This window comes from Methylocystis suflitae (assembly GCF_024448135.1).
Taxonomy (GTDB): Bacteria; Pseudomonadota; Alphaproteobacteria; order Rhizobiales; family Beijerinckiaceae; genus Methylocystis; species Methylocystis suflitae.
Map to the genome: position 1 here is coordinate 55,195 of NZ_JAMRYX010000102.1, position 11,151 is coordinate 66,345.

General features: G+C 62.4%; 13 protein-coding genes and 2 pseudogenes. 14 read left to right on the forward strand and 1 reads right to left on the reverse strand.

Features of this window, described 5'->3' with window-relative positions:
- Positions 1–77 precede the first annotated feature (77 nt).
- Positions 78–467 carry a hypothetical protein gene (locus tag NEI07_RS08810; protein ID WP_256034072.1) on the reverse strand — a complete coding sequence of 130 codons (390 nt, stop codon included), beginning with the start codon at positions 465–467 and terminating at the stop codon, positions 78–80.
- 672 nt (positions 468–1,139) lie between these two features.
- On the opposite strand from NEI07_RS08810, the gene NEI07_RS08815 reads away from it, so the two are divergent.
- The 14 genes and pseudogenes from NEI07_RS08815 (at position 1,140) to NEI07_RS08880 (ending at position 11,148) form a co-directional block, all read left to right on the forward strand.
- On the forward strand, positions 1,140–1,673 hold the full coding sequence (locus NEI07_RS08815) for a hypothetical protein (RefSeq protein ID WP_256034073.1): 534 nt from the start codon (positions 1,140–1,142) through the stop codon (positions 1,671–1,673).
- Positions 1,639–2,958, forward strand: a complete 1,320-nt coding sequence (locus NEI07_RS08820) for a DNA-packaging protein (RefSeq protein ID WP_407659875.1) — start codon at positions 1,639–1,641, stop codon at positions 2,956–2,958. Before NEI07_RS08815 ends, NEI07_RS08820 begins: the two co-directional genes overlap by 35 nt.
- A gap of 217 nt (positions 2,959–3,175) precedes the next feature.
- A complete protein-coding gene (locus tag NEI07_RS19610; protein WP_328516969.1) occupies positions 3,176–5,290 on the forward strand; it encodes a phage portal protein in 2,115 nt (704 codons plus the stop codon).
- A gap of 3 nt (positions 5,291–5,293) precedes the next feature.
- Positions 5,294–5,701, forward strand: a complete 408-nt coding sequence (locus NEI07_RS08830) for a hypothetical protein (protein WP_256034075.1) — start codon at positions 5,294–5,296, stop codon at positions 5,699–5,701.
- A 77-nt stretch (positions 5,702–5,778) separates the two neighbouring features.
- Complete coding sequence (locus tag NEI07_RS08835) at positions 5,779–6,186, forward strand: hypothetical protein (protein WP_256034076.1); 408 nt, start codon at positions 5,779–5,781, stop codon at positions 6,184–6,186.
- A gap of 47 nt (positions 6,187–6,233) precedes the next feature.
- A complete protein-coding gene (locus tag NEI07_RS08840; protein WP_256034077.1) occupies positions 6,234–6,590 on the forward strand; it encodes a hypothetical protein in 357 nt (118 codons plus the stop codon).
- Positions 6,591–6,603: 13 nt separating this feature from the next.
- Positions 6,604–7,200: pseudogene (locus NEI07_RS08845) on the forward strand (phage portal protein); the annotation flags it as partial.
- Between the two features lie 72 nt (positions 7,201–7,272).
- Positions 7,273–7,959: an RNase A-like domain-containing protein gene (locus NEI07_RS08850; protein WP_256034091.1), complete on the forward strand. Its 687-nt coding sequence runs from the start codon at positions 7,273–7,275 to the stop codon at positions 7,957–7,959.
- A 10-nt stretch (positions 7,960–7,969) separates the two neighbouring features.
- Positions 7,970–8,281: a hypothetical protein gene (locus NEI07_RS08855; RefSeq protein ID WP_256034078.1), complete on the forward strand. Its 312-nt coding sequence runs from the start codon at positions 7,970–7,972 to the stop codon at positions 8,279–8,281.
- A gap of 71 nt (positions 8,282–8,352) precedes the next feature.
- Positions 8,353–8,748 (forward strand): annotated as a pseudogene (locus NEI07_RS08860) (phage portal protein); the annotation flags it as partial.
- 49 nt (positions 8,749–8,797) lie between these two features.
- Complete coding sequence (locus NEI07_RS08865; protein WP_256034081.1) at positions 8,798–8,986, forward strand: hypothetical protein; 189 nt, start codon at positions 8,798–8,800, stop codon at positions 8,984–8,986.
- Complete coding sequence (locus tag NEI07_RS08870; RefSeq protein ID WP_256034084.1) at positions 8,983–9,159, forward strand: histidine kinase; 177 nt, start codon at positions 8,983–8,985, stop codon at positions 9,157–9,159. The genes NEI07_RS08865 and NEI07_RS08870 overlap by 4 nt, the downstream gene beginning before the upstream one ends.
- Positions 9,159–9,770, forward strand: a complete 612-nt coding sequence (locus NEI07_RS08875) for an HK97 family phage prohead protease (protein WP_256034085.1) — start codon at positions 9,159–9,161, stop codon at positions 9,768–9,770. The genes NEI07_RS08870 and NEI07_RS08875 overlap by 1 nt, the downstream gene beginning before the upstream one ends.
- 151 nt (positions 9,771–9,921) lie before the next feature.
- Positions 9,922–11,148 (forward strand): phage major capsid protein, encoded by a 1,227-nt coding sequence (locus NEI07_RS08880; RefSeq protein ID WP_256034086.1) that lies wholly within the window; start codon positions 9,922–9,924, stop codon positions 11,146–11,148.
- The last annotated feature ends 3 nt before the right edge of the window (positions 11,149–11,151 follow it).

The following is an 11,151-nucleotide window of genomic DNA, read 5'->3' on the forward strand; positions in this document are numbered from 1 at the left end:
GACGGGACCTATTCGGATACGCCTTTTGCGCAGCCGACCGAGGATCGCCGGCAATTTTGCGCGGCGAATGGATCCGGCTATCTCTTCAGCGCGACCACTTCGTCGATTCGGTCGTCCTTGTCGTATCTGACGCGGAAGACCATCTCGTCGCCGGTGAAAAATACGCCTTCCGTCGGAGTTCCCACGACTTCCCATAAGCCCAGCGTCACGACGTCGGCGGCGCCATGAAAAACCGCGCGTCCCGCTTTCGCCCCCGCAGTATAGCCGTTCACGAATTTAAATATCTCATATGTTCGGCCGTTCTTGGTTTCGGTTGCGGCTGGCATGCCGAATTCCGCCAGCATCAACGTCCTGGGCGTTCCGACCGTAAATAAATCGACATTCTTCGCGTCCGGCTGCTTCGTCGCCATATAGACGCTGCATCCCGACAGCGCCCAACAGAGCGCCGCGCCAATAAATATCCGCATGAAACCCCCAGCCGTAAGAATGCGTTTTTTTAGCGCCGCGCTATCCGAAAGTCGACCCTCGCTCGGCGCTCTCCCGTTGATTCCGCCGATCGCGCGGCGAGAGCAAAGACCATCGCCGTCAAGCAAACCCCGACCGCGCGCTGACACAATTGCTGATCGTGTCAGTTCGCCCGCCCCGTCTTGCAACGGCTCGATGAATCTCTGTTGACAAGGGCGCTCATTCGGATCGAGGCGCGTTGTCAGCGTGAACAGCCGCGCCGGCTGCTCTCGCCCAACTTTTATGATTTTATTCCTTGACAGCAGGACGATGGTCCTATAGAAAAGCGCCATGCTCCAAAATTGCGCTTGAGCGGCGCGAACGAGTTTACCGGCGCGGCGTCCTCTCCTCCTGTTCCCCCGCGCCTTACGGTCCCCTCGCGTTTCAAGACGCATCGCGTCTTGAGCCGAGGGGATTTTTTTGAGCGCCAAGGCAAGAACGGCGCAACAGGGCTGAAGCTTCCAACGGGCGTCATTCCCCACGTGCGCAGCGCGATCGGGAATCCGGGGGCAAATCAAAACGCGCTTGTTGTGACTCTGGATTCCCGATCAGGCCTTCGGCCTGTCGGGAATGACAAAGCCCCACTGCTTTAGCGGTGCAACCCGATAAGTCGCCAACCCTACGGAGACTGGCTGATGGCGGCCAAATCCGTCCCGCCCTGCGATGAAAAAATCGCGCAGGCAAAGCTTCTCTATGACTCGGGCGTCACGCCGATCGTCGAGATTCTCGACCTACTCGGCATGAGCGTCGGGCAGTTCCGCCGCTTTCGCGAAATTCACGGCTGGCCGCTACGCGCTTCCGCCTGCGCGCCGAAAAAGCCGCAAGAGGCTGCGCTCGCCGCAAGGAAGCCGCGCGACGCGGGCCGGCTCATCGCGCGGCTCGAAGACGCCGTCGAACAGGAGTTCGCCCGCGCCGAAGCTGCGCTCGCCAAACATGCGCCCAAAACCATCGAGGCGAGCGCCCGCACGCTCGCAAGCCTCGTCAAAACGCTCGCCGAATTGAAGCGCATGCGACGCGAGAGCGAGGATAAGAAGAACGACGCAAACGATGACAGCGATGAAGCCGCGAGCGAACGAGACGGCGACGCCCCGCCCCGCGAATTGGCCGAACTCCGCGCGGAGCTTGCTCGACGGCTTGAACGACTGCGCGGCGCAGGATCGGCTGAATGACGCGCTCGAAGATTTTAGCGCGAGAGAACTGGCGCGGCTTCTCGACGATTGGGAATTCGTCGCGCGCCGCGATCAATGGCCGCCGCCGCTCGCCGCCAATGGCGCGCCATGGCGGACCTGGCTCATTCTCGGCGGACGCGGCGCGGGCAAGACCCGCGCCGGCGCCGAATGGGTGAAGGCGCTTGCGCTCGGTCGCGCGCAGTTTTCGCCGCGCCCGCTCGGCCGCATTGCGCTCGTCGGCGAGACGGCGGCGGACGTTCGCGAGGTCATGGTCGAAGGCGTCTCCGGCCTTCTCGCCGTGCATTCGTCGCGCGAGCGGCCGCGCTGGGAGACGACGCGGAGAAGACTCGTCTGGGACTCGGGCGCCGTGGCGCAGGCCTTTTCGGCGGAAGACCCGGAGAGCCTCCGCGGACCGCAGTTTCACGCCGCCTGGTGCGACGAACTCGCCAAATGGCGCTACGCCAGGGAGACATGGGACATGCTGCAATTTGGCCTGCGTCTCGGCGACTGGCCGCGCCAGCTCGTCACGACGACTCCGCGGCCGCTGCCGCTGTTGAAAGAGCTGATCGTCCATCCGACGAGCGTCGTGACGCGCGCCTTGACGCGCGAGAACGCCGCCAATCTGGCGCCGTCGTTTCTGGAAAGCGTCGTCGCGCAATATGCCGGCACGCGATTGGGACGTCAGGAACTCGATGGCGAAATTCTCGACGAGCGCAAGGACGCGCTGTGGACGCGCGACATGCTGGAGCGCGCCCGCGTCCATGAGGCGCCGCCGCTCAAGCGCATCGTCGTCGCCGTCGATCCGCCGGCGAGTTCTGGAAAGCGCGCCGACAATTGCGGGATCGTGGCGGCAGGGATTGAACAGGCAGGCATGCTCTACGTTCTCGCCGACGCGACATTGTCGGCGGCGCGGCCGGCGCAATGGGCGCGCGCGGCGATCGCGCTCTATCACAAGCTTTCCGCCGACGCGCTTGTCGCCGAAGTCAATCAGGGCGGCGAAATGGTGCGCGCCGTGCTCAACGAAGCCGATCCTTCGGCGCCGGTGACGATGGCGCGCGCGACGCGCGGCAAATATTTGCGCGCCGCGCCGGTCGCGCAGCTTTACGAACAGGGCCGCGTCAAACATGTCGGCGCCTTTCCGGCGCTCGAAGACGAAATGTGCGACTTCGGCGCCGACGGACTTTCGTCAGGGCGAAGTCCCGATCGGCTCGACGCGCTGGTCTGGGCGATCACCGCGCTCGCCTTGACGCCCAAGGCGCCCGAGCCGCGCATGCGGCGGGTTTAGCGAAACATTGCGAGTTCCCTTCTCCCGCTTGCGGGAGAAGGTGTCGCGCGAAGGCGCGACGGATGAGGGCCCTCACCCGACCCCGCTTCGCGGGGCCACCCTCTCCCGACGCAAACCGGGTGTTCCCGGTTTGCGAATCGATGCTGAAGTCGGCAACAGCCGACTTCAGTGGGGAGAGGGTTGACGCAAACATTCAAGCGCTTCTCAAGGACCTTTCATGCCCTCACTGCTCTCGCGACTCATCGGCGCGGTCGCGCCGGCGCGCGAAACCAAATATTCGCGCGCGGCGAAGCTCCTCGCCATGCATGCGCTCGGACAGCCGCACTGGAGCGCGCGCAATTCGACGGTGCTGACGCTCGAAGGCTATGAGCGCAACGCCGTCTGTCATCGCTGCGTGCGCATGGTGGCGGAAGCCGCCGCCTCGGTGCCCTGGCTCGTCTATGAGGGCCGCGAGGAGGCGATCGACCATCCGCTCCTCTCGCTCATCGAGCGGCCCAATCCGCTCGACACCAGCGCCTCCTTCATCGAGGCGATCTGCGCCAATCTGCTGCTTTACGGCAACGCCTATATCGAATCCGTTCTGATCGACGAGGAGCTGCGCGAACTTTATGCGCTGCGGCCCGACCGCATGAGCATCGAAGCCGGGCGAAACGGCTGGCCGGCGGCCTTTATCTATCGCGCGCTGGGACAGGACGCGCGCTATGAGATGCGCGGCGAAGGGATCGAGCCGATCCTGCACATCAAATTCTTCAACCCGCTCGACGATTATTACGGCTTTCCGCCGCTCGCCGCCGCGCAAGTGGCGCTCGACACGCATAACGCCGCGAGTTTTTGGAACAAGGCGCTGCTCGACAATTCCGCGCGGCCTTCCGGCGCGCTGGTCTATGCCGGGCCGGAAGGCGCGCATCTGACTGATGAGCAATTCTCTCGGCTGAAGGAAGAGCTGGAGGAGAATTTCTCCGGCGCGACCAACGCCGGGCGGCCGCTGCTGCTCGAAGGCGGGCTCGACTGGAAAGCGCTGTCGCTGTCGCCAAAGGACATGGATTTCGCCGAGTCGAAGGCTGGCGCCGCGCGCGAGATCGCGCTCGCCTTCGGCGTGCCGCCGCTCCTGCTGGGCCTGCCCGGCGACAACACCTTCAGCAATTACGCCGAGGCCAATCGCGCCTTCTGGCGCCAGACCGTTTTGCCGCTCGTCGCGCGCGTGCAGAAGAGCTTTCAGGCATGGCTGCAGCCGGGCTTCCGTTCCTTTCGCCTCGACTATAACGCCGACCGTCTTGAAGCATTGGCGAGCGAACGCGCCGCTGAATGGGAGCGCGTCGGCAAGGCGGCGTTCCTGACGCTCGACGAACAGCGCGAGGCGCTGGGCTACGGCTCGGCGCCGAAAGAGGCGCTCTTCGCCAAACGCAATGTCGCGCTGGAGCGCCGCTATAGCCCGGATCAGCCGCGCGTCCCGGCGGGAAGTTCCGGCGGCGGGCGATGGACGGACGGCGGGGGCGGAGGTTCGGGAGGCGGGTTTAGCGGCGCGCGAGATGATCGCGCGCGGCGGCGGGATGTGGAGAACCGAGTCCGGACCGCGACGAACATAGATCCGAGCGTGGCGAGCGACGTGGATGGGTCCATCACACTGGCCCAGGCGCGCGGCGGCCGAGGCAGAGGCGGACCCGGCGCCACGCCGGCGCAACGCGCAATAGAGACAATCTCGGCGGAGCGCGCCGCACGAGCATTGACGCGCGTGCAAGAACTCGATCCCGACTGGCGACCGCCGCAAACTCTCATCGATCCGGAGAACATCGAACATCGTATCGAACGCAATGAAAGCGACATCCGCGAGGCGGATTCGCGCTACGCCGAGCTTCTGCGCGCAAGGTTCGGCGACAACATGCCGCCGCGTGATCCATTTCGTCGGCTGCGGACACGCGAGTCGGTGATCGAAGAATTTTATCCTTCTGGCGTTACAGGCCCGGAACAGGATCGGATCGATAGTCTGGCGCGGGACCCTGATTCGCTCGGTCAGCCCCGCTGGCCAGAGGTCGCGACAATATTGCGGTTGGAGAAAGAAACTGGCAGACCCTTTAAGAGGTCGAACGCCTCTGGCGCAGATTTCCAGGACGAATTTGGCCAAACATGGGATGCGGTAGGGAGTGATGTGTCGGATCAGTTTTTCAATTACGAAAGGTTCACGCGTCGCCTGCAAGGGAAACTTCGCAATCTTGCCGTTGACCGGTACGTTGTTGATCTTTCAGCGCTGGGCGGCGAGAATGCTGCAAGAATATTGACGTACATTTGGGGACTGCCCGTTGAAACACAGGCGCGCATCAAAGTTCTGAGGTGAAATATGTCCTCTCTCGTTACATTCGATGCTATCGATAAGGAATGGCTGCCGCTGTCCAGAGGCCAGTTCGAGACCGTATTGGGAGGAGCCTACGAACTCTACCTCGATCATAGCAAGGCGCCGGGCATCGCCAAGGATTTGTGGCCGCAAGTGCTCGACTTTCTTCACGACGGCTGGCCGAGCAAGTATGAGTTGCCCAATGGGAAAGCTCTCGACTTCTTCGAGTTCAGCGACCACCCGCGCGAGGAGCGAATTGAATTGTTGCGTGCGATGGAGGCCTATTACGCCGACTTTCAGCGCGACCAACTCGGCCCAGAGCTGAATTGGATGCGCGGCCGCCGGCCAACTTTCATCGCCGCTTTCGAGGAGGTAATCGCACTGATGCGCGAGGAACTCGCGGCGACAGCGTAGAAGGGGTCCGAAATGTTCGATCTTGATTACGAACTCGTTCCGCCTCCCTGAACACGCCAGCTTGGCGAGCACTGAACATGTCTGCTCTCTTCACGCTAGAAGCAATCGACAAAAACTGGCTTCCTATCTCCCGCGGGCAGTTCGAGGCGATACTTGGCGGCGCGTGCGCATTCTATCTCGATCGAAGCAAGGCGCCCAGAATCACAGAAAGCATTGCGCCAATGGTCGCCGACTTCCGGCATGACTACTGGCCGGAAGAATATCCATCGCCAGCAGGAGCCGACATGGACTTCTTCGAGTTCAGCGACTACCCGCGCGAGGAGCGGCTTGAATTGTTGCGCGCGATGGAGGCCTATTACGCTGACTTTCAGCGCGACCAACTCGACCCTGGGCTGAATTGGATGCGTAGCCGCCGGCCAAATTTCGTCGCCGCTTTCGAGGAAGTGATCGCACTGATGCGCGAAGAGCTCGCGGCGACGTCGTAGGCGCGACGCGCGCCTATGACGTCTCGCCATTTCTGTATGGATTGAGAGTGGCTAAGAACATCCAACAAATATTCGAATCCATATGTCTCTCGATTGACCTTGGATTCTATTACAAGCACGCTTCGAAGAAGCCTTGGAGCGATATTGACGAATTGCTGCAAAATGTCATAGCCGACGCCTTAGCTCCATACGATCGATCGGAGCTAATCACTTTACGCGACTGCCTGGATCAACTTCTTAGTTCCAACGATCCGGCGGAGGTTCTAACAGAGACCTGGAACAGGATGAAGCCGTTGACAGCATTTTTCGGAGACGCGGAGGACGCCTCCGCAGATACCGGGATCGTTCACGTGTTCAAACAGCTTCGTCGCGCTATCGAGGAGAGATTAACGAGCCCGGCATAGCGTTCACCTTGAAGCGCCGCTCGCCGCCGCGCAAGTGGCGCTCGACACGCATAACGCCGCGAGCTTTTGGAACAAGGCGCTCTTGGACAATTCCGCGCGGCCGTCGGGCGCCCTCGTCTATGCGGGGCCGGAAGGCGCGCATCTCACCGACGCGCAATTCTCGCGGCTGAAGGAAGAGCTGGAGGAGAATTTCTCCGGCGCGACCAACGCCGGGCGGCCGCTGCTGCTCGAAGGCGGGCTCGACTGGAAGGCGCTGTCGCTCTCGCCAAAGGACATGGATTTTGCCGAGTCGAAAGCGGGCTCCGCGCGCGAGATCGCGCTCGCCTTCGGCGTGCCGCCGCTGCTGCTGGGTCTTCCCGGCGACAATACGTTCAGCAATTACGCCGAGGCCAATCGCGCCTTCTGGCGCCAGACTGTTCTGCCGCTCGTCGCGCGGGTGCAGAAGAGCTTTCAGGCCTGGCTGCAACCAGGCTTCGGTTCTTTCCGCCTCGACTACAACGCCGACCGTCTCGAGGCATTGGCGAGCGAGCGCGCAAGCGAATGGGAGCGCGTCGGCAAGGCGGCGTTCCTCACGCTCGACGAACAGCGCGAGGCGGTGGGCTACGGCCCGGCGCCGAAAGAGGCGCTCGTCGCCAAAGGCGATCTCGCGCTGGAGCGCCGCTACAGCCCGGATCAGCCGCGCGTGCCGGCGGGAAGTTCCGGCGGCGGGCAATGGACGAGCGGCGGCGGGTTTTCGGGAGGCGGGTCTGGCGGCGCGCGAGATGCGGGGGGCCGAGTCCAGACGGCGCTGAACGCGAATCCGAATGTCGCTAGCGACGCGGACAACCCCATCGCGCGCGCACAAAGTCGGCGCGTCGCGGGTGGAGAGAATGTCGCCTTCAATCGAGATCAAGAACTCAACCGCGTAATTGAATCTCAGGTCCATCGGGTACAGAGTAGAAGATACGATGTCGACCTTGCTGAAGAAGAGCGCGGTCCTCATGATGGCCACACGATCCGCGATCACGTAGGGAAGAGCGACGAAAATCTGAAACAACGTAGCGCAATAACACGAACCCGCGTCGGCCCTTTAGGATTTTGGAAACCGCGCATAGGATCGTTTCACTCATTGGCCGCCGCAAACAAATTGGTGAACTCTGCGCTTTCTCAAAACGCGGCTCTTGTTGAAGAGGTCGTAAAAGGGGGTAGGGAAGCTGCAATTCTGGAGGCTTGGTTTGATACGCCCACGGGAAAGGAAGCTTTCGCGCCGAAGTTTAATTCCTCGACCACCATTCGTGAAACTTTTGGAGTACGCATTCTCATCAGACATGATGGAGCATGGCCGCGAGGTTTTCGGATCTTCACCGCTTTCCCCATAAATCGAGACTGAGGCCGCACCCATGAAGCTTCCCGACGTTTTTCAAGGGCTGACACTGTTTTTTCACCAAGACATCGACACAGCGTACAAAAATCTTGAAGAACTGGTGCACTTGGCCCTCTTCTCATACTCGCCGGCAGAGCGACAGGCTCTCAAGGATTATATGAAAGAGCTGACAGACGGCAGATATGATGAAACGCAGCTGAGAGAAATCTGGCTAAAGAGCAAGGCTGAGGTGCTGCCTTTTTGGGGAGATGAGGGAAGCTGTACCGAGTGCCTGATTTATCTACTTAAACTGATCGAAGAGGATGTTCCGCCGAACAGGCCGGGATGATACTTTCGTAGCCTGCGACTCGTTGCAATAAATCGCTCAGCTTTTCCTCTCGCACATAGGGCCCTTCGCATCTCACCGACGCGCAATTCTCGCGGCTGAAGGAAGAGCTGGAAGAGAGTTTCTCCGGCGCGACCAACGCCGGAAGGCCGCTGCTGCTCGAAGGCGGGCTCGACTGGAAAGCGCTGTCGCTTTCGCCGAAAGACATGGATTTTGCCGAGTCGAAGGCGGGCGCCGCGCGCGAGATCGCGCTCGCCTTCGGCGTGCCGCCGCTGCTGCTGGGCCTGCCCGGCGACAATACATTCAGCAATTATGCCGAGGCCAATCGCGCCTTCTGGCGCCAGACCGTGCTGCCGCTCGTCGCGCGGGTGCAGAAGAGCTTTCAGGCCTGGCTGCAACCAGGCTTCCGTTCTTTCCGCCTCGACTATAACGCCGACCGTCTTGAAGACTTAGCGAGCGAGCGCGCAAGCAAATGAAGCGCGTCGCCACGAGCCGCTTCGCTCGAAGGAAGCATGGTTCATGTCCGACATTCTGAACGCCATCTTGGAGCGCGGCGATCTCGCGCATCTCGCGCTGTTTCTGTGGGCCTGCGCCGCCACCGCGCAAGCCTATCTCGCCATGCGGGAACTCGGCGAGGCGACGCGCCGCCTTGACGCATTCGTGCGCGAACTCGCGCGCTTCAACCGCCGTTGCAGGAGCGATCCATGAGTCAGAAGAATTGGCTGCCGCATGTCTTCAAGCGTTCGCGCGCGCGCCAAGCGCGCATGCGGGACGATCCTTCCGCGGTGTTCAAGACCTTTGTCGCGTTGCTGGCGCAATTGCGCACTGAAGCCCGCGCGGCGAGCCATACGCCAATCAATGCTCAGGCGGAGAAGAGCTGATGACGGCGCTGCAAAAAACGATGCAGAGAGCGGGCGCGCCGGAAATCAAGCGCGCCGAGCTGCCGTTGCTGCAGGCGAATGACGCCGGCGCCTTCTCGGGCTACGCCAGCCTCTTCGGCGTCGTTGATTCCGGGGGCGACATGGTGATGACCGGCGCCTTCGCGCGCTCGCTCATCAAGCGCGGCGCGCAAGGCGTGAAAATGCTGTGGCAGCATCAGGCGGCCGAGCCGATCGGGCTTTGGACCTCGATCGTCGAAGATGCGCGCGGACTGAAGGTCGAAGGGCGTCTCGATTTGTCGGTGGCGCGGGCGCGCGAAGCCCTGTCGCTGATGCGCAAGGGCGTGATCGACGGACTCTCCATCGGCTTTCGCACGCGGCGCGCCACGACCGAAAAATCGAGCGGCGTGCGCCGCCTGCACGAAATCGATCTGTGGGAGATCTCCATCGTAACCTTTCCGATGCTGCCGCAGGCGCGCATCGCGGCGGTAAAGCAAACTCACAGTGGCGCATCACGCATGGAGGCGCTCGGCGCGAAGCTCTCGCGCCTGAGAGCGCAGCGGGCCGCGCTTGAATTCGCGCATGCGCTGCGGCGCGCCGCCGCACGCTGCTGACCGACGCAGAGACAACAATCGCATCGATTCCCGCCTTGCCGTCGGGCGCAAATGAACTTCGAGACGGTCTTTCCTAAGCGCGCGGACTTCCCGGCGACTCCAGCCGCGGGGCGCTTTTCCGCGCGCCGCGCTCAAACACGAGGCTCTATACATGTCAGCAGTTGAAACGAAATCCGCCGGCGACGACATTTTCGCCGATCTCAATCGCGCCTTCAGCGCCTTCAAGGAGACGAACGACGAGCGTTTGACTCAGCTCGAGAGCCGCCTCGGCGCCGACGTCGTGACCGAGGAGAAGCTCGCGCGCATCGACCACGCGCTCGACGACACCAAGAGCCGGCTTGATCGGCTGGCGCTCGAAATGTCTCGGCCGCGTATTGGCGGCAAGTTCATCGACGACCACAGCGGACGCGAGCACAAGAGCGCCTTCAATCACTACATGCGCTCCGGCGAAGCGAACGGCCTCAAAGTCCTCGAAGCAAAGGCGCTGTCGCGCGGCTCGGGCGCTGATGGCGGCTATCTTGTGCCGCTACCGACGGAGCGCGAAGTTCTGCGAAGACTCGCGAAGTTCTCGCCGATCCGCGCCATCTCCAGCGTGCGCGAAATTTCCGGCGCGTCGCTGCGCCGCGCCTTTTCAACGACAGGTCCCGCCGCCGGATGGGTGGCGGAAGCCGATCCGCGCCCGCAGACCAACAATCAGCAGCTCGCCGACATGACCTTCCCGGCGATGGAGCTTTACGCCATGCCGGCGGCGACGCAGGCGCTGCTCGATGACGCCGTTGTGGACATCGAGCAATGGATCGCCGAGGAGGTGCAGACCGCCTTCGCCGAACAGGAAGGCGCCGCCTTCGTCAGCGGCGACGGCGTGAATAAGCCGAAGGGCTTTCTCTCCTATACAAGCGTCGCGGACGCAAGCTGGAGTTGGGGCAATATCGGCTATGTGGCGACGGGCGCCGCCGGCGCCTTCGCCGCGAGCGACCCCTCCGACGCGCTAGTCAATCTGGTTTACGCATTGCGCGCCGGCTTTCGCCAGAACGGCAAATTCGTGATGGGACGGCGGGCGCAATCGCTGGTGCGCCAGTTCAAAACGACGACCGGCGATTACATCTGGGCGCCGCCCGCAACCGCCGACGCGGGCGCCTCGCTGATGAACTTCCCCGTCGTTGAAGCGGAAGACATGCCGGACCCCGCCGCGAATTCTCTCTCAATCGCCTTCGGCGATTTCGAGCGCGGCTATGTAGTGGTGGACCGCGTCGGCATTCGCGTGCTGCGCGATCCCTACTCCGCCAAGCCCTATGTGCTCTTCTACACGACGAAGCGCGTTGGCGGCGGCGTGCAGAATTTCGAGGCGATCAAGCTGTTGAAATTCGCCGCATCCTAATCA

Bases quoted from the DNA above. Each gene is read 5' to 3' on its own strand.
- NEI07_RS08810 (WP_256034072.1), bottom strand. From the start codon at position 467: ATGCGGATATTTATTGGCGCGGCGCTCTGTTGGGCGCTGTCGGGATGC.
- NEI07_RS08855 (WP_256034078.1), top strand. From the start codon at position 7,970: ATGAAGCTTCCCGACGTTTTTCAAGGGCTGACACTGTTTTTTCACCAA.
- NEI07_RS08830 (WP_256034075.1), top strand. From the start codon at position 5,294: ATGTCCTCTCTCGTTACATTCGATGCTATCGATAAGGAATGGCTGCCG.
- NEI07_RS08870 (WP_256034084.1), top strand. From the start codon at position 8,983: ATGAGTCAGAAGAATTGGCTGCCGCATGTCTTCAAGCGTTCGCGCGCG.
- NEI07_RS08815 (WP_256034073.1), top strand. From the start codon at position 1,140: ATGGCGGCCAAATCCGTCCCGCCCTGCGATGAAAAAATCGCGCAGGCA.
- NEI07_RS08875 (WP_256034085.1), top strand. From the start codon at position 9,159: ATGACGGCGCTGCAAAAAACGATGCAGAGAGCGGGCGCGCCGGAAATC.
- NEI07_RS08835 (WP_256034076.1), top strand. From the start codon at position 5,779: ATGTCTGCTCTCTTCACGCTAGAAGCAATCGACAAAAACTGGCTTCCT.
- NEI07_RS08865 (WP_256034081.1), top strand. From the start codon at position 8,798: ATGTCCGACATTCTGAACGCCATCTTGGAGCGCGGCGATCTCGCGCAT.
- NEI07_RS19610 (WP_328516969.1), top strand. From the start codon at position 3,176: ATGCCCTCACTGCTCTCGCGACTCATCGGCGCGGTCGCGCCGGCGCGC.
- NEI07_RS08880 (WP_256034086.1), top strand. From the start codon at position 9,922: ATGTCAGCAGTTGAAACGAAATCCGCCGGCGACGACATTTTCGCCGAT.